Source organism: Clostridioides sp. LIBA-6822 (genome assembly GCF_056688955.1).
Genome location: NZ_CP196995.1, coordinates 962,230 through 982,983 on the forward strand (window position 1 = coordinate 962,230; position 20,754 = coordinate 982,983).

Annotated in this window: 20 protein-coding genes; 18 read left to right on the forward strand and 2 right to left on the reverse strand. The window is 28.5% G+C overall.

Annotated elements, in window-relative coordinates:
- Positions 1-250 precede the first annotated feature (250 nt).
- From nifV to treR, 9 genes are all read left to right on the forward strand, one after another.
- Positions 251-1,444 carry a homocitrate synthase gene (nifV, locus tag ACTG48_RS04775; protein WP_021383551.1) on the forward strand — a complete coding sequence of 398 codons (1,194 nt, stop codon included), beginning with the start codon at positions 251-253 and terminating at the stop codon, positions 1,442-1,444.
- Positions 1,445-1,468: 24 nt separating this feature from the next.
- Complete coding sequence (locus tag ACTG48_RS04780; protein WP_479918262.1) at positions 1,469-3,394, forward strand: aconitate hydratase; 1,926 nt, start codon at positions 1,469-1,471, stop codon at positions 3,392-3,394.
- A gap of 21 nt (positions 3,395-3,415) precedes the next feature.
- Positions 3,416-4,411 (forward strand): isocitrate/isopropylmalate dehydrogenase family protein, encoded by a 996-nt coding sequence (locus tag ACTG48_RS04785; protein WP_021383587.1) that lies wholly within the window; start codon positions 3,416-3,418, stop codon positions 4,409-4,411.
- A gap of 213 nt (positions 4,412-4,624) precedes the next feature.
- On the forward strand, positions 4,625-5,074 hold the full coding sequence (locus ACTG48_RS04790; RefSeq protein ID WP_021383602.1) for a MarR family winged helix-turn-helix transcriptional regulator: 450 nt from the start codon (positions 4,625-4,627) through the stop codon (positions 5,072-5,074).
- Positions 5,075-5,099: 25 nt separating this feature from the next.
- Positions 5,100-5,594, forward strand: coding sequence for a GNAT family N-acetyltransferase (locus ACTG48_RS04795; protein ID WP_021383676.1), 495 nt, complete (start codon positions 5,100-5,102; stop codon positions 5,592-5,594).
- A gap of 97 nt (positions 5,595-5,691) precedes the next feature.
- Positions 5,692-6,213, forward strand: coding sequence for a nitroreductase family protein (locus tag ACTG48_RS04800; RefSeq protein WP_479918263.1), 522 nt, complete (start codon positions 5,692-5,694; stop codon positions 6,211-6,213).
- Positions 6,214-6,401: 188 nt separating this feature from the next.
- Complete coding sequence (locus ACTG48_RS04805) at positions 6,402-6,713, forward strand: helix-turn-helix domain-containing protein (RefSeq protein WP_479918264.1); 312 nt, start codon at positions 6,402-6,404, stop codon at positions 6,711-6,713.
- Between the two features lie 27 nt (positions 6,714-6,740).
- A complete protein-coding gene (locus ACTG48_RS04810) occupies positions 6,741-7,436 on the forward strand; it encodes a CPBP family intramembrane glutamic endopeptidase (protein WP_479918265.1) in 696 nt (231 codons plus the stop codon).
- 315 nt (positions 7,437-7,751) lie between these two features.
- A complete protein-coding gene (gene treR, locus ACTG48_RS04815) occupies positions 7,752-8,465 on the forward strand; it encodes a trehalose operon repressor (RefSeq protein ID WP_479918266.1) in 714 nt (237 codons plus the stop codon).
- A 152-nt stretch (positions 8,466-8,617) separates the two neighbouring features.
- Here treR and treB read toward each other — a convergent pair whose 3' ends face one another.
- Positions 8,618-10,057, reverse strand: a complete 1,440-nt coding sequence (gene treB / locus ACTG48_RS04820; RefSeq protein WP_479918267.1) for a PTS trehalose transporter subunit IIBC — start codon at positions 10,055-10,057, stop codon at positions 8,618-8,620.
- Between the two features lie 269 nt (positions 10,058-10,326).
- On the opposite strand from treB, the gene treC reads away from it, so the two are divergent.
- The 4 genes from treC (at position 10,327) to ACTG48_RS04840 (ending at position 15,391) form a co-directional block, all read left to right on the forward strand.
- Complete coding sequence (gene treC / locus ACTG48_RS04825) at positions 10,327-11,997, forward strand: alpha,alpha-phosphotrehalase (protein ID WP_479918268.1); 1,671 nt, start codon at positions 10,327-10,329, stop codon at positions 11,995-11,997.
- A gap of 5 nt (positions 11,998-12,002) precedes the next feature.
- A complete protein-coding gene (locus ACTG48_RS04830; RefSeq protein WP_479918269.1) occupies positions 12,003-13,367 on the forward strand; it encodes a sulfatase family protein in 1,365 nt (454 codons plus the stop codon).
- A gap of 26 nt (positions 13,368-13,393) precedes the next feature.
- The gene (locus ACTG48_RS04835; RefSeq protein WP_479918270.1) at positions 13,394-14,515 is read left to right on the forward strand and encodes an SPASM domain-containing protein; all 1,122 of its coding nucleotides are present in this window, start codon (positions 13,394-13,396) and stop codon (positions 14,513-14,515) included.
- A gap of 90 nt (positions 14,516-14,605) precedes the next feature.
- Positions 14,606-15,391, forward strand: coding sequence for a sulfite exporter TauE/SafE family protein (locus tag ACTG48_RS04840; RefSeq protein ID WP_479918271.1), 786 nt, complete (start codon positions 14,606-14,608; stop codon positions 15,389-15,391).
- Positions 15,392-15,614: 223 nt separating this feature from the next.
- Here ACTG48_RS04840 and ACTG48_RS04845 read toward each other — a convergent pair whose 3' ends face one another.
- Complete coding sequence (locus ACTG48_RS04845; RefSeq protein WP_021384555.1) at positions 15,615-15,764, reverse strand: hypothetical protein; 150 nt, start codon at positions 15,762-15,764, stop codon at positions 15,615-15,617.
- Between the two features lie 239 nt (positions 15,765-16,003).
- On the opposite strand from ACTG48_RS04845, the gene tnpB reads away from it, so the two are divergent.
- From tnpB to ACTG48_RS04870, 5 genes are all read left to right on the forward strand, one after another.
- Positions 16,004-17,113, forward strand: a complete 1,110-nt coding sequence (gene tnpB, locus ACTG48_RS04850; RefSeq protein ID WP_479918272.1) for an IS200/IS605 family element RNA-guided endonuclease TnpB — start codon at positions 16,004-16,006, stop codon at positions 17,111-17,113.
- 126 nt (positions 17,114-17,239) lie between these two features.
- The gene (locus tag ACTG48_RS04855) at positions 17,240-17,377 is read left to right on the forward strand and encodes a PTS sugar transporter subunit IIA (protein WP_021383557.1); all 138 of its coding nucleotides are present in this window, start codon (positions 17,240-17,242) and stop codon (positions 17,375-17,377) included.
- Positions 17,378-17,606: 229 nt separating this feature from the next.
- On the forward strand, positions 17,607-18,491 hold the full coding sequence (locus tag ACTG48_RS04860) for a fumarylacetoacetate hydrolase family protein (protein ID WP_021383609.1): 885 nt from the start codon (positions 17,607-17,609) through the stop codon (positions 18,489-18,491).
- Between the two features lie 98 nt (positions 18,492-18,589).
- Positions 18,590-19,765, forward strand: coding sequence for a phosphoribosylaminoimidazolecarboxamide formyltransferase (locus tag ACTG48_RS04865; RefSeq protein ID WP_479918273.1), 1,176 nt, complete (start codon positions 18,590-18,592; stop codon positions 19,763-19,765).
- Between the two features lie 117 nt (positions 19,766-19,882).
- Positions 19,883-20,737, forward strand: coding sequence for a hypothetical protein (locus tag ACTG48_RS04870; RefSeq protein WP_021383575.1), 855 nt, complete (start codon positions 19,883-19,885; stop codon positions 20,735-20,737).
- Positions 20,738-20,754 lie beyond the last annotated feature (17 nt).

Genomic DNA, 20,754 nt, shown 5'->3' on the forward strand with positions numbered 1-20,754 from the left:
ATTAAATTAAAATGCAAGAAAAACATAATAACTTTCATTTTTAAGAAGTTTTCACAAAAAAGAAAAAATATAGTGCAATAAATGATTTAAAGTAATATAATAGATTACAAGATATGAAAAGGCAAAAAAATAAATTGCAAATGAAATTAAAATGAATAAAAAATAAAAAAATAATCATAAGTTAGAGGTAGCAATGAAAAATAAAATCGAATATTTTTAAAATTAAAAGTATACTAAGGGGGGCATTAATATGTGCATTATATCAAAAGATAGAGCAAAGGAAATAAAAATAGTAGATACTACTTTAAGAGATGGAGAGCAAACAGCTGGGGTTGTATTTGCAAATAGAGAAAAAATAATGATTGCTGAAATGTTAAGCGACCTAGGTGTTGACCAAATCGAAGTTGGTATACCTACTATGGGTGGAGATGAAAAAAACGTAATAAAGCACATATGTAGTAGAAACTTAAAATCAGATATAATGGCTTGGAATAGAGCAGTAATAAAAGATGTAGAAGAATCTATTTCTTGTGGTGTTGATGCAGTAGCTATATCAATATCAGTATCTGACATTCATATAGAGAATAAATTGAGAACTTCTAGAGGTTGGGTTTTAGAAAATATGGCTAAAACAGTTGAATTTGCAAAACAAAATGGATTATATGTTTCAGTAAATGGAGAAGATGCTTCAAGAGCAGATATAGACTTTTTAACTGAATTTATAAAAGTTGGAAAACAAGCAGGGGCAGATAGATTTAGATATTGTGATACAGTAGGAGTTATGAATCCTTTTTCTATAAAGAATGCGATAGAGACTCTTTATGAAAGAACTAATTTTGACATAGAAATGCATACACATAATGACTTTGGAATGGCAACTGCAAATGCACTTGCAGGAATAGCAGCAGGAGCAAATTATGTTGGAGTTACAGTAAATGGATTAGGTGAAAGAGCAGGAAATGCAGCATTAGAAGAAGTTTTAATGGCTCTTAAGTGTGTCTATAAATGTGATTTAAATAATATAGATACTAGAAAATTTAGAGGAATATGTGAGTATGTTGCACAGGCATCAGGAAGAATTCTTCCTACATGGAAACCAGTAGTTGGAGATAATATGTTTATCCATGAATCTGGTATACATGCAGATGGAGCTTTAAAAGACCCACATAACTATGAGCCATTTGACCCAAGTGAAGTAAATCTTGAGAGAAAAATAGTAATAGGTAAACATTCAGGAAGAGCTGCAGTTATAAATAAGTTGAGTGAATATGAAATGTATATTTCTCCAGAAAACGCTACCAAGCTATTAAATGCTATAAGAGCTACATCAATAAGATTAAAAAGAAGTTTAATGGATAAAGAAATTCTTCAATTATATTGTGATATACTAGCACATGAGAAGGAAACAACAGAGGAAGAAGCAGTTAGAGGTTCATATATTTAAGGTATAATTGTTTAGGAGGAAAATATGGGAGATAATATAGTTTATAAAATAATCAAAAAACATATAGTAGATGGAGAAGCTGTTGCTGGAAACTCAATTGGTATAAAGATAGACCAGACTTTAACACAAGATTCTACTGGAACAATGACATATCTTCAATTAGAAGCTATGGGTATAGATAAAGTAAAAACTAAAAGAAGTGTAGCATTTGTAGACCATAATATGTTACAACAAGGATTTGAAAATGCAGATGACCATAAATATATACAAACAGTGGCAGATAGATATGGAGTTTATTTCTCTAAACCAGGAAATGGTATTTGTCACCAAGTGTTTTTAGAAAGATTTTCAACACCAGGAGATACACTTTTGGGTTCTGATAGCCACACACCTACAGCTGGAGGTGTGGGCATGATGGCTATTGGAGCTGGTGGATTAGATGTTGCTTTAGCTATGGCAGGAGGAGCGTACTATATAAAAGCACCAAAAGTCTGTAAAGTAAATCTAGTTGGAAAATTAAATAATATGGTATCTTCAAAAGATATAATATTAGAAGTGTTAAGAAAACAAACTGTAAAAGGTGGAGTAGGTAAAGTTTATGAGTATGGTGGAGAAGGTGTTAAAAGTTTATCTGTTCCACAAAGAGCTACAATAACAAATATGGGAGCTGAACTTGGAGCAACTACTTCAATCTTCCCAAGTGATGAAAAAACACTAGAATTCTTCAAGAGTCAAGGAAGAGAAGATGCATGGATAGAGTTAAAATCAGATGAAGATGCAGTTTATGATGAAGAGATTACTATAAACTTGGATGAATTAAAACCATTAGCTGCGAAACCTCATAGTCCAGACAATGTAGATGAAGTTGAAAATATAGGAAAAATTAAAATAGACCAAGTTGCGATAGGAAGTTGTACAAATTCTTCTTATGAAGACTTAATGAAAGTTGCTCAAATTCTAAAAGGAAATAAGGTGCATAAGAATGTGAGTTTGGTAATAGCACCAGGTTCAAGACAAGTTATGGAGATGATTGCTAGAAATGGAGCTTTAGCAGATATAATAAGTGCTGGAGCCAGAATACTAGAAAATTCTTGTGGTCCATGTATAGGTATGGGGCAATCTCCAGGTACTGATTCTGTGTCTTTAAGAACTTTCAATAGAAACTTCTATGGAAGAAGTGGAACTCTATCAGCACAAGTGTACTTAGTGAGCCCAGAAGTAGCAGCAGTAAGTGCAATAAAAGGAGAACTTACAGACCCAAGAGAATTTGATATTAAATTTACAGACTTAGATGTAAATGAGTTTTTGATAGATGATAGCATGATAATAAAACCTGCTGATGTAGGTAGTGATGTAGAAGTAGTTAGAGGACCTAATATAAAACCTTTCCCTCTTAATACAGAGCTAAGTCAGTCTATAGATGGAAAAATTATATTAAAGACAGAAGATAATATAACTACTGACCATATAATGCCATCAAATGCTAAGTTACTTCCTTTTAGAAGTAATATACCATATCTTGCAAACTATTGTTTCAACACTGTAGATACAGAGTTTCCTCAAAGAGCAAAAGACAATAGTGGTGGATTTATAGTTGGTGGAGATAATTATGGGCAAGGTTCAAGTAGAGAGCATGCAGCTTTAGCACCACTATACTTAGGCGTTAAAGGGGTAATAGTAAAGAGCTTTGCAAGAATCCATAAAGCTAATTTAATAAATAGTGGTATAATTCCAATGGAGTTTTATGATGAGAAAGATTATGAAAACTTATCTCTTTTAGATAATCTTGAGATACCAAATATTTTGGATAATTTAGATAATGGAATCTTGGAAGTTAAGAACACAACTAAAAGAACTTCTTTTAAAGTTAAAGTAGAATTATCAGCAAAAGAAGTTGATGTATTAAAAGCTGGTGGAAAATTAAATTACACTAAAAATCAAGCTAATTAGTATGAAAAGAGGGAATATTTAATGTATAAAGTGACACTTATACCAGGAGATGGAATAGGACCAGAAGTTGCGAAAGCTATGAAAAAGGTAGTAGAAGCTACTGGGGTAGAGATAGAATGGGAAGAAGTTAATGCAGGAGAGGCAGTTATTGAAGAATATGGTACTCCTCTTCCTGAATATATTATAGATAGTATAAAAAAGAACAAAATAGCTATAAAAGGTCCAATCACTACTCCTGTAGGGAAAGGATTTAGAAGTGTAAATGTAACTTTAAGACAGGCATTAGATTTGTATGTTAATTTAAGACCGATTAAAAGTTTTAAAGGTATAAAATCAAGATATGAAGATGTTGATTTAGTAGTTGTAAGAGAAAATACAGAAGACTTGTATGCTGGAATAGAGCATAAAATAGGTGACTATGCAGCTGAAAGTATAAAGATAATAACAAGAGGTGCAAGTGAAAGAATAGTTGATTTTGCATGTAACTATGTTAAAGACAATAAGAGAAAAAAGGTTACAGCCATACATAAGGCAAATATAATGAAAATGTCTGATGGATTGTTCTTAGATGTATTTAGGGAAGTAGCGTCAAAACATGATGTAGAGTATGATGATTTAATTGTAGATGCAGCAGCTATGAACTTAGTTTTAAATCCAGAAAATTATGATGTAATGGTAATGCCAAATCTTTATGGGGATATACTATCTGATTTAGGAGCTGGTCTTGTTGGAGGGCTAGGTATAATTCCAAGTGCAAATATTGGTAAAGATTGTGCTATATTTGAAGCTGTTCATGGAAGTGCGCCACAAATAGCTGGTCAAAATAAAGCTAACCCTACAGCACTTATTCAATCATCAGTAATGATGCTTAGATACTTAGGTGAGTATGAAAATGCACAAAAGATAGAAACAGCTTTAGAGAAGGTATTTCTTGAGGGAAGTAAATTAACTGTGGATTTAGGTGGTTCAGCATCAACTACAGAGTTTGCAGATGAAGTATGTAAATATATCGTATAGATAGTGTTTATAGTAAAAATATAATGTATATTAAAGGAAAGCTGTTAATTGTTGTAGATACAATTAACAGCTTTTAATTTTAACAGTATTTAGTAAAGGGAAAGAGTAATATTAAAAATTTTGTTTTTTAATTGAACTTTCAACCAATATATGGTAATATCTGAATAAAGTTGAACTTTCAACTAAAAATCAACATATTAATTGGAGGTGTGTTTGATTAAGGCATTAGACAGTAATATATTAAGAGAAGTCGGTACTTTATCTAGAGCAGTAAATTCGATAAATGATATTAAGTACAAGGAGTTAAAGTTGCAAAAAGGACAGTTTACATTTTTGACACGAGTTTGTGAAAATCCTGGTATAAACCTTGTGGAATTATCAAATATGTTGAAGGTAGATAAGGCTACAGCAACCAAAGCCATACAGAAATTAATAAAAGCAGGATATGTAGATAAAAAGCAGGATGAGTCTGATAAAAGAGGATATAATTTAACTCCAACTGATAAATCTTTAGAAGTTTATGAGTTGATAATTGAAGAAGAGAATAGAAGTATAGAGATGTGTTTTGAGAATTTTACAGATGAAGAAAAGCAGGTTGCAACTAAAGTATTAGAAAAAATGAGCAAAAATGCTGAAAAAGAATGGTTTAAAGTGAAGAGATAGTAAATTAATATAAGGAGATATTTTTATGATTAGAAAAGCCAATATGAATGATTTAGAAAAAATTATGAAAATTATAAAATCAACAGTAGAAGAAATGAAGGATTATAATAATACACAATGGGATGAGAATTATCCATCAGACGAAGACTTTGTTTCAGATATTAAGAAACAAGATTTATATGTAGAAGAAATGGATGGAGAAATAGCTGGGTTTATATGTCTTAATTATGAAGAACCAGAAGAATATGTAGGTCTAAATTGGTCTTCTAATAAAAAAGCTATGGTAATACATAGAATGGCCGTAAATCCAAACTTTAGAAAGAAAGGAATAGCATCTAAGTTAGTTGATTTTGCGGAAAAATTGGCTGAAAAAAATAGTGTATCATATTTAAAGAGTGATACATATTCAATAAATTCAAAAATGAATGCACTTCTTACAAAATGTGGTTTTATCAAAATTGGAGAAATGAGTTTTTTAGGAAAGGAGAAATCTTTTTATTGTTATGATAAAATATTGTAAAAGGTATTTATCATACAAAGGGTAAATAATATATTTTTAATGTTAGTAGACGTGTTATATAGACTTATTGAATGATATTATGAAAGGGATGGTTTAGATGATTGAATTTTTAAAGAAAAGAAGAAGTATTAGGAAGTATAAAAATATTGAAGTAGAAAAAGAAAAACTAGATAAAATACTAAAAGCTGCTCTTTTGGCACCATCATCAAAGGGGCTTAGAACATGGGAATTTGTAGTGGTAGATAATAAAGAAAAACTTATTAACTTATCTCAATGTAGAACTAAAGGGGGTGGGTTTTTCTTAAAAAACGCACCTTTAGCTATTGTAATTATTGGAGACAAAGAAAAAAATGATGTTTGGATAGAGGATGCGAGTATTGCTGCTTCCTATATACAACTTCAAGCTCATGAACTAGGATTAGGTTCTTGTTGGGTACAAGTTAGAAACAGGATGCATAATGATGATATAGAAGCTGATAAGTATATTAGAGAAGAGCTTAAAGTACCTGATAAGTACAGTGTAGAATGTATAATTTCTATAGGATATCCTGATGAAGAAAAGAAAGCATATAGTGACTCTGATTTGGAATATGAAAAGGTTCATTTTAACAACTTTTAATATATAATATGTTGTATTAAGACATTATATTTTTTTATATTGTTAATATATACTTAAAATTGTAAAAATATATCTGAATTTTACTAACTTATCTAGTGGTTATGTACAAGGGTTTTAAAGATAAATATAGAAATTAATGTTTATAATCGATACATAACTTGAGTAACAAAATTTAAGGAGGTTAAAGTATGGGTATATTTAAAACAAAAATTGATGAGGACTGGAAAGTAAACTATATTAAAGAATTTAATGAAATGAGAGATTCTTATGAGAGTAAGCTTCAAAAAAAGCAGTTTGAAGTAGATAGTTTGAAATCAGAATTAGCTAGACTAAGAAGTTATAAAAATAGTCTTAAGCCAAAAGAAAAACAAATTACGGATGATGATATAAACAATATAAAAAATTTAAGAAGAGATGGCTTAAGCTATAAAGAAATTTCGAATGAAACAAGTTGGAGTAAGGCAACTGTAAGTAGAGTATTAAATGGACTTTACGATTAGCATATACATGGGGTGATTTAAATTGGGATGAAGTATAGTTATAAAAAATGTATTATAGATTCTATTTTATTGATGCTTATAGTTCAAATCTTGAGGATGATTTTGAATTATATACTTCTAAGTCAATTTGAATTTACTCTTGAAAATTTTAATATTATAAACTTAATTTCTTTTACATTAGTTGGCTTATCATTAATTTTATTTTTAAAAGATAATTCTTTGTATAACAGGGTTAAAAATAGAAAAATCACAGAAGCATTTAAAGAAAATAAAAACAATATACTTACTAAAAAATGTAAGTTGATACTTTTTATAGTGGTTTTAGCTTTAGCAATAGTCTCAACTTATTGCAGAGAAGGTTATGTATTTTTTAACATAACAATGATGATTTTGTCTGCATTGATAGTTCCTATATTTGAAGAGTTATTTTTTAGAGAGTATCTATGGAACTATTTAAGTAATTTTATAAAGTCAAAGAGTAAAATTATATGTATAACATCTATATTATCTGGTATTTATAATATAGGATATATAGATGTTATAAGAAATTACATAACTTTGTATAACAATTCTAGCTATACATTTGAAGTAATTATTTCAAAAATCATGATAGGTACTGTTTTGGGTATTGTGCTTGGAATTGTTAAATCAAGATTCAAAGACGTAGGTTTTTGCATATTGTTGAGGAGTCTATTTTCTATTTTTATTAGGCAGATAATATAATTAAATAGAGTGTTTATTTTGTAATCTGTATTTCAAAATAATTAGGAATAGTTATAAATAAAAAATAAACTCTAATATTTGGAGTTTATTTTTTTGTACATACTTATTTTAAGTAATCTATATAAAAACTTAATAAAATATTGTAAAAATAAATGAGACATAAATATATTTTTCATAATAACCAATAACTCAATTATCTCATTGAAGTAATTTATTTTTATGAAATTTAATAATATTTGACAGTTTAGTCTATAATATGATATTTATATAAAATGGGATAAGTATGAAAACTAATTATGAATGAGAGTGATTTACTTGAAAAAATTTTATGAAATATATTTAGATTTAGAGAAAGATATAAGAAATAATGTATATGCAATAGGAGAATTTTTGCCAACAGAAGTAAGGCTTGCTCAAAAATATCAAGTATCAAGAGAAACTATTAGAAAAGCAGAAGCTCTCTTGTTAGAAAAGGGTTTTATACAAAAAAAGCAAGGTAAAGGTGCTATTGTTTTAGATATAAATAAGTTTGAAATAGAAGGGGCAGGGCTAATTAGTTTTGACGAATTACAAAGAAATAAAAATTTGGATACAGAAATAAATGTACTTAAAAACAAAAAGGAAATTATGCCTTTAGAAATTTGTAAAAAGTTGGATATAGACACGAAAACTAAGGTTATATCAGTTGAACGACTTAGAAAAATTAATGGAGAAGCTGTTATTTTAGATAAAGATTACTTTATGTTTGAAATAATACCAGAAATACCATTAATGGCAGTTCAAAGTTCAATATTTAATTATATAGAGAAAAATTTAGAATTAAAAATAGGTTATGCAAATAAAGAGGTAACAGTAAACCCCGTTACAGAAGAGGATAAGTTGTTGCTAGATATTGGAGCAGATACACATGTTGTGGTGATACGAAGTGAAGTATATTTAGAAGATACAAGATTATTCCAATATCATGAATCTAGACATAGAGTTGACACATTTAGATTTGTAGATTTTGCAAGAAGAAGAAATCTTTAATACTAAAAAGGGGCTGTCCCAGAATAGAGATAAGCCTCTTTTCCGTTGTCGAAATGATAAAAATATATTTGATTTAATACAAAAAAGAGTGCCTCATTAACTAAATAGTTCATTTTGAGACACCCTCTTTTTTATTTAATTTGTATATTCTTTTAATTTTCTATATATTCTTTATTAAAATATTTACTCTTTGAGAATAGGTATGTAAGTATACAAGTAATCATTATAGAAAGGCCCATCGCTAAGAAATAGACACTCCATTGTTCTGTAAATATAGATAAGAATGCTGGAAGTCCTGATATGCCTATAGAACCTGCTTTAATATTAAAGTAAGATACAATTCCTCCAGAGATACCTGCGCCTATCATAGATGCTATAAAAGGAAAACGATAACGTAAGTTTATACCAAATATAGCTGGCTCAGTAATACCCAACCAAGCTGAAATTGCAGCTGTTAATGCAACACCCTTGATTTTCTTATTTTTTAATATGAAGAACATAGTTAAAGCTGCTGCACCTTGTCCAAGACTAGCCATAACTTGTATTGGCCATAATGTTGCAAATCCTAAGGTACCTATCATTTGTAAGTTTATACCTAAGAATAAATGATGCATTCCTGTTATAACCAATGGAGATAATATAAATCCGAATAATGCACCTGCAAGTATCGCATTAATTTCAAATAATCCAAGGATTCCATTTGTAATTAAGTTAGCAAAAGACATTGTTATAGGTCCTATAATAGAAAAAGTTAAAAAACCCGTTATTAATAATGTAAGAGGAGCAACAAAAATAAGTTGAACCATCTCAGGAATTTTTTTAGTCAGAAACTTTTCTATTGTTGCTAAAATATAAGAAGAACATAGAACAGGGATTACTTGTCCCTGATAACCTATTTTAGCAATATTAAATCCTAATATATTCCAATAAGTAACAGCTTCAGGTGTTTTAGAGTATTGTGCACCAGGCATTAAATCTGGATTAATTAAAATAAGACCTAATACAATACCAAGTACAGGATTTCCTCCAAACTTCTTGACAGCTGACCAACCTATTAGTGCTGGTAAAAATGCAAATGAAGTATTTGCTATAAGGTTAATCATATTAGATATGCCAGCCCAATTACTATGAACCTCTAAAAAAGGTTGCTTATAAAAAATTCCTGGGTTTGCAAGTAGATTGTTTATACCCATTAATAAACCAGAGGCAACTATAGCAGGAAGTATAGGAATAAATATATCTGCCAGTATCTTTATAGCTTTTTGAATTGGATTTAATTTTTTAGCAGAAATCTCTTTAACCTCAGACTTTGTTGCTTCTTTAAGTCCAGTAATCTCTAATAGTGTAGAATAAACTTTGTTTACAAGCCCTGGGCCTATAATAACTTGAAATTGACCATTTGAAGTAAAACTTCCCTTTACTATATCTATTTTTTCTAACTGTTTTACATTAACTTTACTTTCCGAATGTAGAGCAAATCTTAACCTAGTAATACAGTGTGTTGCAGATATTATATTTTCTATTCCACCAATTGCTTCAAGAATTTGTTCAACCTGCTCTTTATGGTGTGTATTCTCTTTTTGTGTACTCATAAAATTACCTCCCTCTAAAATATAATGTTGTATAGACAAATCTTGAAATTAATATACCATAGACATTTTTTTATGTCAACGTTATCCTAATTGTTTTTTATATTAATATCATAATATAGATTGAATATCCTTGAAAAATCAGAAATATAATCAAGTTAATAAAAAAATATGGAGATTATATTTTTTATTTAGGCTAAATATTGATTTTGATAACGAAAAGGTTTATCATAAAGATATAAAATTTGTCTAGACAAAAAGGAGGTTTGTACATGGATTTTAAGAAAAAAGTTATTTATCAGATATATCCAAAGTCATTTAATGATTCCAATGATGATGGAATAGGGGATTTAAAGGGAATTATAGATAAATTGTCTCATTTATATAAATTAGGTGTAGATATAATTTGGATTAATCCATTTTTTGTGTCACCTCAAAAAGATAATGGATATGATATCGCTGATTATACATCAATAGACCCTATGTTTGGTACTATGGAAGATTTTGAAAGATTAGTAAATGAAGCCAAAAGGTATAATATAGAATTAATGCTAGATATGGTATTAAATCACACATCAACAGAACATAAATGGTTTAAAAAAGCTTTAGATGGAGATAAAAAATATCAAGATTTTTATTTTATTAGAGATGGAAAAGAAGATAATTTACCACCAACAAATTGGAAATCTAAATTTGGTGGGAGTGCTTGGGATAAATTTGGAGATACAGATAAATATTACTTGCATTTATATGATATTACCCAAGCTGACTTAAATTGGCGTAACCCTGAAGTTAGAGAAGAATTATATAAAGTTATAAATTTTTGGTTGGATAAAGGTGTTAAAGGGTTTAGATTTGATGTAATAAATGTAATTGGTAAAGATGAAGATTTGAAGGACTCTACAAATAATGTAGGAAAAGAAATGTATACAGATAAACCTATTGTTCATGAGTTCATTAAAGAAATGAACAAAGAAACATTTGGAAAGTTTAAAGGGATAACAACTGTTGGAGAAATGTCCTCAACAACTATTGAAAATTGTATATTATATTCTAATACAAAAGAAAAAGAACTTTCAATGACATTTAATTTTCATCATTTAAAAGTAGATTATGAAAATGGAGAAAAGTGGAGTGACATACCTTTTGATTTTATAATGTTAAAAAAGATTTTAAATGAATGGCAAACAGAAGTAGAAAAGGGTGGTGGATGGAATGCATTGTTTTGGAATAATCATGACCAGCCAAGAGCTGTCAGTAGATTTTGTAAGGAAGAATATAGAGTAGAAGCATCAAAAATGTTAGCTGCTACAATACATTTACTAAGAGGAACACCATATATATATCAAGGTGAAGAAATTGGTATGATAAATCCAAGGTTTGAAGAAATCAATGACTATTTGGATGTTGAGACTCATAATGCGTATAATGAATTGCTAAAAAATAAAATTAAAAAAGAAGAGATAATGAATATTGTAAAATCTAAGTCCAGAGATAATAGTCGTACACCTATGCAGTGGTCAAATGAGTTAAATGCTGGATTTACAAATGGAACGCCATGGATTAAAATAGCTGAAAATTATAAAGAGATAAATGTTGAAAAAGAACTTAAAGAAGGGTCGATTTTTAAATTCTATCAAAGGCTGATATCTTTAAGAAAAAAATTAGACATTATATCTGAAGGAAGTTATAGAGGTATTTTACTAGATAATGATAAAGTTTATGCTTATGTAAGAAACTTAGAAAATGAACAGCTAATAGTATTTAATAATTTCTATGACCATGAAGTTGAAGTTGATGTTAGTGAGGAATTTTTAGAAAAACCATTTACATATTTAATAGGAAATTATACAGAAAGAGATTTAGAACTTAAGTTAAGATTAAAACCTTATGAAACGGTATCATTTTATAGTAAAGAAATAGACAATAATAGAAAGAGGTAATATTTATGAAACCAAATATTTTACTTATGATTTCTCATGATAGTGGGAGAAAATTTAATAGCTATGGATATAATGTAGATACTCCTTGTATAAATAAATTAGCTCAAAAAGGAATTCAATTTGATAATTATTTTTGTGCAGCACCTCAGTGTAGTCCTAGTAGAGGAAGCATATTAACTGGATTGTACCCTCATAATAATGGATTAATTGGGCTTGCACATCTAGGTTTTTGTATAGATTCTAAGCATACAACACTTCCTATGGAGTTACAAAAAAATGGGTATAAGACAACTTTAATAGGATTAAGTCATGAAACTATAAATGAAGCTCCACCAATAGAAGATAGAGTATTTTCTTCAAATTATGACTTAGGATATGATAACTTCATATCTGTGCCAGGGGACAAGGCTCCAAAAGTTGCTAAAGAAGTGATTAAGTTTTTGGAAGAGCATAAAAAAAATCAAGAAAAACCATTTTATTTAAATGTAGGATTTTTTGAGACTCATAGAGATTTTGATGAATATGAACCATATGCAGATGGATTAGATGAGGTAGAGGTATTTAAATTTTTACCTGATACAGAGGATGTAAGGAGAGATATAGCTCTATACAATGGTTCAGCAAAAGTATTAGATGATGCAATCGGAAAAATATATAATAAATTGGAAGAAACAGGGCTAGATAAAAACACAATTGTTATATTCACAACAGACCATGGTGTTGCATTTCCAGGAGCTAAAGGTATGTTAAAAGAAGCGGGATTAGAGACAGCACTTATAATTGTCTTACCTAATTCTTCTCAAAAAAACATTAAAAAAGAAGCACTGTTATGTAATATTGATTTACTTCCAACCATACTAGATTTAATTGAAGCTGAAATACCTAAAAATATAGATGGAGAAAGTTTTGTTAAGTTATTAAAGACAAATGAAGATATAGGAAGAGATTCATTCTTTACAGAAATGACATGGCATGACCAGTATAGACCAATGAGAGGCATAAGAACTAATGAATATAGCTATGTTAGAAACTTTGAAGATGGACCTAAAATATATATTACAGTCGATTCACATTTAAGTTTATCAGGTAAAGCTGTAAGAGATAAATTCTATGTTCCTAATGAAAAAGAAGAACTTTATGATTTAAGAAAAGACCCATTAGAAGAAAATAATGTAATAAATGATTTGAACTATCAAGATATAGCAAATGAATTGAGAAAGAAAGTGGATACTTGGATGATAGAAACAAAAGACCCACTCTTAAAAGGTCCTGTAAAAGGAATTGGTTCAAGTAGATGGAAAACAGAAATAGAAGAAGGTAGAGCTTATCCAGGAAGGGATGAGTATTATAGACTCTTATCTAATAAGTAGAAAATATCAAAAAAGAAGGTTTTATAATGAAGAGTATATCAGTTTTAATTAAACCTGTATCATCATTATGTAATTTGAGATGTAGATACTGTTTTTATGCTAATGTAAGTGATTTAAGAGAAATAAAATCATATGGTATTATGCAAGAAGATACTATAAAAAATATAGTAGATAATACATTTAAAGTTTTGAACGTTGGAGATAGAGTTATGTTTGCTTTTCAAGGTGGAGAACCAACTTTGGCAGGCTTAAAATTTTTTCAATATTTTATTGAGTACATTGAAAAAACGAAAAAAAATATAATAGTAAATTACTCTATTCAAACTAATGGAACACTTATAGATAATCAATGGTGTGAATTTCTAAAGAAAAATAATTTTCTAGTAGGATTATCATTAGACTTATTAAAAGACCTACATGATGAGAATCGTATATATTTAAGTAATGAAGGAACTTATGAAGATATAATAAACACAAAAAAGCTATTAGAAAAATATAAAATAGAGTTTAACATATTATGTGTTTTGACAAATCAGATTGCATGTAATCCCAATAAAGTTTTTAACTTTATAAAAGAAACTGGTATAAAGTATATTCAGTTTATTCCTTGCTTAGATGATTTAGATTGTGAGAATAAATCAGAGTATTCTTTGGAACCTAAACATTTTGCAAATTTTTATAAAATAGTATTTAAACTTTGGAAAGATGAGTTAGATAATGGAAATTACATAAGTATTAATTTGTTTGACAATATTATATCTCTTTTAATTACAGGAACACCAAGTACATGTGGGATAATTGGAAAATGTCAACCACAGTTTGTAATAGAGGCTGATGGAAGTGTATATCCATGTGACTTTTATGTTCTAGATAACTATAATTTAGGTAATATAAAGGACAATACTTTATTGGATATTTTGAGAAAGCCTATAATGCACAAATTTTTACATGAAAATATACAAAAAGAAAGTATTTGTATAAACTGCGATTTCTATAGAATATGTGGTGGTGGTTGTAAAAGAATGAAAAACTTTATGTATATTGATTCTAATAGTAATTATTGTGGATATAAAGATTTTCTAATGGATAACTTTAATGATTTAAAAAAAATAGCAGAGTTAATGTATAAAAATCAAATGCCTAAATAATTTTAGTATTGAGAATTCTAGATTAAGTTATTGAGGATTACGTATGATTAAGGGATTTAAAATATAATAAATTTAGTTAGGATGATTTAAATGAATATAATTTTATTTGTAATAGCTATATTTGCAACAACTATAGGAGCAATAACAGGTATTGGTGGAGGCGTAATAATAAAACCAGTGTTAGACTTGATTGGAGTATTTGATGTGTCTACAATAAGCGTATTGTCATCATTTACTGTGTTATCAATGGCAGTTATTTCTACATATAAACAAATTAAGTTGAAAATTTTAAAAATAGATTTGAGAATTATTTTAATTGCTGGAGCATCAATACTAGGTGGGACTATTGGTCAAAGATTACTAGATTTATCAATTTTATATGTAAATAACCCAGCTATAATAAAAATAACTCAAAATATTATAATGATTATTTTGTTGATAATGGTTTATTTATACAGAAATAAAAGTTTAAATATAAAACTCAATACTAATATTACTTATTTTAGTATTGGCATTTTTTTAGGGATTATATCTTCTTTCTTAGGAATAGGGGGAGGACCTATAAATGTGGTTGCATTTACAATGTTATTTGGTTTATCAGCTAAAGAAGCTGCTTTTAATTCCATTATAACTATTTTATTTTCTAATATTTCCAAGTTGGTTACAATTTTGATGAATACTGGATTTGGAGTATATGATTTGTCTGGATTACCATTTATGATAATAGGAGCAGTTTTGGGCGGATTTATAGGTTCTTTTATTAGTAAAATGGTGGATGATAGTAAAGTTAAATATATGTTTTCGTATATGACCATAGTGATTACTGGAATAAATATATACAGTATATTTCAAGTGTTGTATTTGATTAAAAAATAGTTACGCACACTCGTGACTTTAGTCATGAGTTAGTAGCTAAAATAGTCAGCATATAGGGAAACTTATATGTAGAGATAGGATATAACCTATCCAATACTGCTTGAATTGCTGGAAACCCCTAAAGCTAACCAAACTAAAACATAAGGATGAAATAAACCTAAGTGTGAAAGTTACGAAAGTAGAAAAAATTGGTTAGATGGTATAAGGTTAAACCCTAAGTACTTTAAAATGGGCAATCAGCAGGTAAGCTCCAAATAGGAGAAACTTCAACGACTATTCCTCTTGAGGGAAGTACACTACAAGCTATTGGTAGTGGAAGTGGGTAGACCTTAACGGATAATGCCGAAGGATAAGATATAGTCTGTGCTTGCATGAAAGTGTAAGAAGTTCATAAGAGAACTGCATAGGTAGTAGCGAACTTATGTGAACGACAACCTCAAAAATGATAAAAGTTAGGACTTATGGTTCTTACATATGTTATTTAGAAATAAATATAAAACCTTCCAAATAATTGTTTTAAATAATTACGTTTGTTAATATTATAATGGGTGATGAAAAATAGAAGTTACTCGGATATGTATATTAATAATCATAAAAAACAATTAAAGTGAGGTGATAGTAGTGGAAAAAGCTTATAAGTTTAGAATGTATCCAAATAAAAAACAGCAAGAGTTAATTAACAAAACTTTTGGATGTTGTAGATTTGTATATAATAAGTATCTTGCTAAAAAAATAGAAGTTTATGAAAACTATAAAGAAACTTTTACTTATAAACAGTGTAGTTCTGATTTGACCAATTTAAAAAGAGAATTAAAGTGGCTTAAAGAACCTGACAAATTTTCACTACAAAACACCTTAAAAGATTTAGAAAACGCATATAAAAAATTCTTTAAAGAAAATACAGGATTTCCTAAATTTAAATCAAAGAAAACTAATAGATTTTCATATAGAACTAACTTTACAAATGAAAATATTATGTACTGTAGTCAATATATAAAATTACCTAAACTTGGTATGGTTAAAGTAAGGGATAAACAAGTACCTCAAGGGAGAATATTTAATGCTACAGTATCCAAAGAACCAAGTGGTAAATATTATGTATCATTATGTTGTACTGATATAGATATTGAAGCATTTGAAAATACTAATAGTCAGATAGGTTTAGATTTAGGAATTAAAGAATTTTGTATCTCAAGTTGTGGAGAATTTATAGAAAATCCTAAGTATCTTCAAAAGTCATTAAACAAACTTGCTAAATTACAAAGAGAATTATCGAGAAAAACAATTGGTAGTTTAAATAGAAATAAAGTAAGGTTAAAAGTTGCAAGACTTCAAGAACATATAGCTAATCAAAGGAAGGATTTTCTACAAAAACTATCTACTAAATTAATACGAGAGAATGATATTATTTGCATAGAAGATTTACAAGTAAAGAATATGACTAGAAATCGTAAATTATCTCTTTCTATTTCTGATGTGTCATGGTCAGAATTTGTTCGTCAATTAGAATATAAGGCTAATTGGTATGGTAGACAAATTGTAAAGGTAGGTAAATTCTTTGCAAGTTCACAAATATGCAATAAATGTGGGTACAAAAACGAGGAAGTTAAGAATTTAAATATAAGAGAATGGATTTGTCCTTGTTGTAATGTAACTCATGATAGAGATATAAATGCAAGTATAAATATATTAAAAGAAGGATTAAGACTAATAACAGTTTAAAATAGATAACTTATGTAAGAACCGTAGGAACTACGGGGATAGCCTGTGGAGAATTGGTAAGACATATTTTAGTATGCGAAATTCTATGAAACAGGAACCCTGTGACTTTAGTCATGGGAGGTTCAGTTGAAAAAGATTAAAGAGAATGCTAAATCTATTATAACTCCTGTAGTTATAACAAATTCTTATGATATAGATAAAATTGAAGTTTTAAAAATAGGTAATATCCATGCTAATGAAGACTTAATTAAAGTTTATATGTAAATAATTTTTATTTTATTTCTCATAAAATTCTATCTATATAATAACGCCTATTAGAATTACTACTGATTAATTATAATATCTTTTATAAATTCTAATATTTATGAATTATTACACTTTTTAGAACTCTATTTACAGATATATATTGACATATAAATATTATCTATTACAATTTATATAAACTAATAAAAATAAAATAATATTAATCAACTTATTGAATGGAGGAATAAAAATGAAATTTGTGACTTTTTGTAGTAGTAGTGAAGAAAAAATAGGTGTATTTAATTCAGAAACAAATAGTATATATGAAATAAATAGTTTGGGGTTAAGTAGAATCTATATGGATATGAATGATTTTATTGAAAATGTATCTACAGAAGAGTTAGAAAAAATAAAGAAGAATTCATTTGAAAGTGCTAAGTGTTATAAATTAGAAGAAGTTAAATTATGTTCTCCAATTGTAAGACCTAAGAAAGATATAATATGTTTAGGTCTTAATTATAGAGACCATGTTAATGAAATCCCAGATGGAGTTATAAAAAATGTAGTTATGCCTGATTATCCAATTTATTTTTCTAAGAGAGCAGATAAAATTATTGGAGTGGATGATAAGATAAGCTTACATGGTGATTTGGTTGAAAAGTTAGATTATGAATCAGAACTTGCAGTAATTATAGGCAAGGAGGGCATAAACATATCAAAAGAAGATGCTTATGAATATATATTTGGATATACAATAGTGAATGATATAAGTGAAAGAGCACTTCAAGATAAACATGTTCAATGGTTTAGAGGTAAAAGTTTAGATACACATACATCTATGGGACCTTGCATAGTACATAAAGAAGAATTTGAACATCCTTTAAAATTAGATATAAGTAGTGTAGTAAATGGAGAAGTAAGACAGAATTCTAATACACAATACTTTATATTTGATATACCTACTGTAATAAGTGACTTATCAAGAGGAATGACTCTAAAGCCAGGAGATATAATTTCAACTGGAACTCCAGCTGGTGTAGCTATGGGGATGAATCCACAAGTATATTTAAAACATGGTGATGTAGTTGAATGTAAAGTTGAAGGTATAGGAGTTTTAAAAAATATAGTTGATTAATGGATAAATATGCCATATAATTTTATTAGTACGAATAATTTAATTAATATGGAATTAATCAAACTTATGATTAATTTACTATAGAGAGGGATGAGTATATGGCAAGAGAACTAGAACTAAAATATGGCTGTAATCCAAATCAAAAACCATCAAAGATTTATATGAAAAATGGAGAACTTCCTATAGAAGTATTAAATGGAAAACCTGGATACATAAACTTTTTAGATGCATTTAATAGTTGGCAACTTGTAAAAGAATTAAAAGAAGCCACAGGTCTTCCAGCGGCGACTTCATTTAAACATGTTAGTCCAGCAGGTGCAGCAGTAGGAGTACCTTTATCAGATACTTTAAAGCACATATATTTTGTTGATGATTTAGAGCTTTCTCCATTAGCTTGTGCTTATGCAATGGCAAGAGGAGCAGATAGAATGTCTTCTTATGGTGATTTTATAGCACTTTCAGATATATGTGATAAAGAGACTGCAACTATTATAGCAAGAGAAGTCTCTGATGGTGTAATAGCTCCAGGGTATACAGATGAAGCTCTCGAAATATTAAAAGGAAAGCGTAAAGGAAACTATAATATTGTAAAAATAGATGAAAATTATACTCCTGAGCCTATTGAGACAAAGGATGTTTATGGAATTACTTTTGAGCAAGGCAGAAATGAAATACTAATAAATGAGGAACTATTAAAAGACATTCCAACTGATAATAAAATTTTTACAGATAATGCAAAACGTGATTTAATTATAGCCTTAATAACATTAAAGTATACACAATCAAACTCTGTTTGTTATGCTAAAGATGGACAAGTAATAGGAGTAGGAGCAGGTCAGCAATCACGTATTCATTGTACTAGACTAGCAGGTAATAAAGCTGATATTTGGTATCTTCGTCAACATCCTAAAGTATTAAACTTAAAATTTAAAAAAGATATAGGTCGTCCAGATAGAGATAATACTATTGATGTATATCTTTCTGATGATTATATGGATGTCCTTGCTGATGGTATATGGCAAAACTTCTTTGAAGAAAAGCCAGAGCCTTTAACTGGAGAAGGAAAAAGAGCGTGGCTTAAAACTTTAACAGGAGTAGCACTTGGTTCAGATGCATTTTTCCCATTTGGAGACAATATAGAACGTGCAAAAAGAAGTGGGGTAAGTTTTATCGCACAGCCAGGTGGTTCTATTCGTGATGATAATGTTATATTAACTTGTAATAAATATAATATAGTTATGGCTTTTACTAAAAATAGATTATTCCATCATTAAATATAAAGTAAATATAGATTAAGTTAAAATCTACAACAAGTTTTGTTGTAGATTTTTTTATTTACTGTATAATTTTAAATAGAACTTTATTTTTAGATATTCAATTTGGAGGTTGATATGGCTTTAAATATAAGAGACTATAGCCTATTATGTAGTCAAGGAACAGCTAAGTTTAATGAAGATGTGGTTGGTATAAATCCATTTGGGGCATGGGTTTTAGATGGTGCTACGGGACTTAATGGAAAAAACTTAATATCAAATGAAAGTGATGCTAGATGGTATGTTCAATGGTGGAATAAGTATCTATATAAAAATATAAATAGAGAAGAGTCATTAAAAAGTATTGTTAATAGTGGAATAGTAGAAGTGAAAAAAGAGTATGAGCTAAGATTAAATGGAATTAAAGTAGAAAAATTAGATTTACCATCGAGTTCTATAGTTATTGTAAAATTTCATGAAAATAAAGTGGAGTATTTTTTATTAGGAGATTGTGCTTTGTTTATTAAAAATGGAGACTCAAAAGTTATAAAGGATAGAAGTATTTGTAAATTTGATAATATTGTATTTGATGAAATGAGTAAACTTTCTAATCTGGAAGAAATGACATTTGATGAGATTAAAGCTAGTGTTATGGATACAATAGTGAGCAATAGGTTGAAGAAAAATACAAAAGATGGATATTGGATATTGGATTTTGATGAGGAAGCTGTGAAAAATTCTATATATGGATATCTTGAAATAAAAAAAGATTTTCAACTGATGTTGACAAGTGATGGTTTTACAAGTGCATGTGACAGATATAATCTCATGAAAGAAGACGAATTAATACGTATAGCAGAAAAATTTGGTATAGGATATATACACAATAAGGTAAGAGATTTTGAGGATAACGATTATAAAGCAGTTAAAGTTCCAAGGTTTAAAGTAAAAGACGATTCATCTTGTTTGTATTTAGATATATATAATGATTAGACTTATGAAATTATTTA

Coding starts and splice junctions, on each gene's coding strand:
- ACTG48_RS04860 (WP_021383609.1), top strand. CDS start 17,607: ATGAAATTTGTGACTTTTTGTAGTAGTAGTGAAGAAAAAATAGGTGTA.
- ACTG48_RS04780 (WP_479918262.1), top strand. CDS start 1,469: ATGGGAGATAATATAGTTTATAAAATAATCAAAAAACATATAGTAGAT.
- ACTG48_RS04785 (WP_021383587.1), top strand. CDS start 3,416: ATGTATAAAGTGACACTTATACCAGGAGATGGAATAGGACCAGAAGTT.
- ACTG48_RS04805 (WP_479918264.1), top strand. CDS start 6,402: ATGGGTATATTTAAAACAAAAATTGATGAGGACTGGAAAGTAAACTAT.
- ACTG48_RS04870 (WP_021383575.1), top strand. CDS start 19,883: ATGGCTTTAAATATAAGAGACTATAGCCTATTATGTAGTCAAGGAACA.
- ACTG48_RS04865 (WP_479918273.1), top strand. CDS start 18,590: ATGGCAAGAGAACTAGAACTAAAATATGGCTGTAATCCAAATCAAAAA.
- treB (WP_479918267.1), bottom strand. CDS start 10,057: ATGAGTACACAAAAAGAGAATACACACCATAAAGAGCAGGTTGAACAA.
- treC (WP_479918268.1), top strand. CDS start 10,327: ATGGATTTTAAGAAAAAAGTTATTTATCAGATATATCCAAAGTCATTT.
- ACTG48_RS04845 (WP_021384555.1), bottom strand. CDS start 15,764: ATGCAAGCACAGACTATATCTTATCCTTCGGCATTATCCGTTAAGGTC.
- ACTG48_RS04800 (WP_479918263.1), top strand. CDS start 5,692: ATGATTGAATTTTTAAAGAAAAGAAGAAGTATTAGGAAGTATAAAAAT.
- ACTG48_RS04835 (WP_479918270.1), top strand. CDS start 13,394: ATGAAGAGTATATCAGTTTTAATTAAACCTGTATCATCATTATGTAAT.
- nifV (WP_021383551.1), top strand. CDS start 251: ATGTGCATTATATCAAAAGATAGAGCAAAGGAAATAAAAATAGTAGAT.
- ACTG48_RS04810 (WP_479918265.1), top strand. CDS start 6,741: ATGAAGTATAGTTATAAAAAATGTATTATAGATTCTATTTTATTGATG.
- ACTG48_RS04795 (WP_021383676.1), top strand. CDS start 5,100: ATGATTAGAAAAGCCAATATGAATGATTTAGAAAAAATTATGAAAATT.
- ACTG48_RS04830 (WP_479918269.1), top strand. CDS start 12,003: ATGAAACCAAATATTTTACTTATGATTTCTCATGATAGTGGGAGAAAA.
- ACTG48_RS04840 (WP_479918271.1), top strand. CDS start 14,606: ATGAATATAATTTTATTTGTAATAGCTATATTTGCAACAACTATAGGA.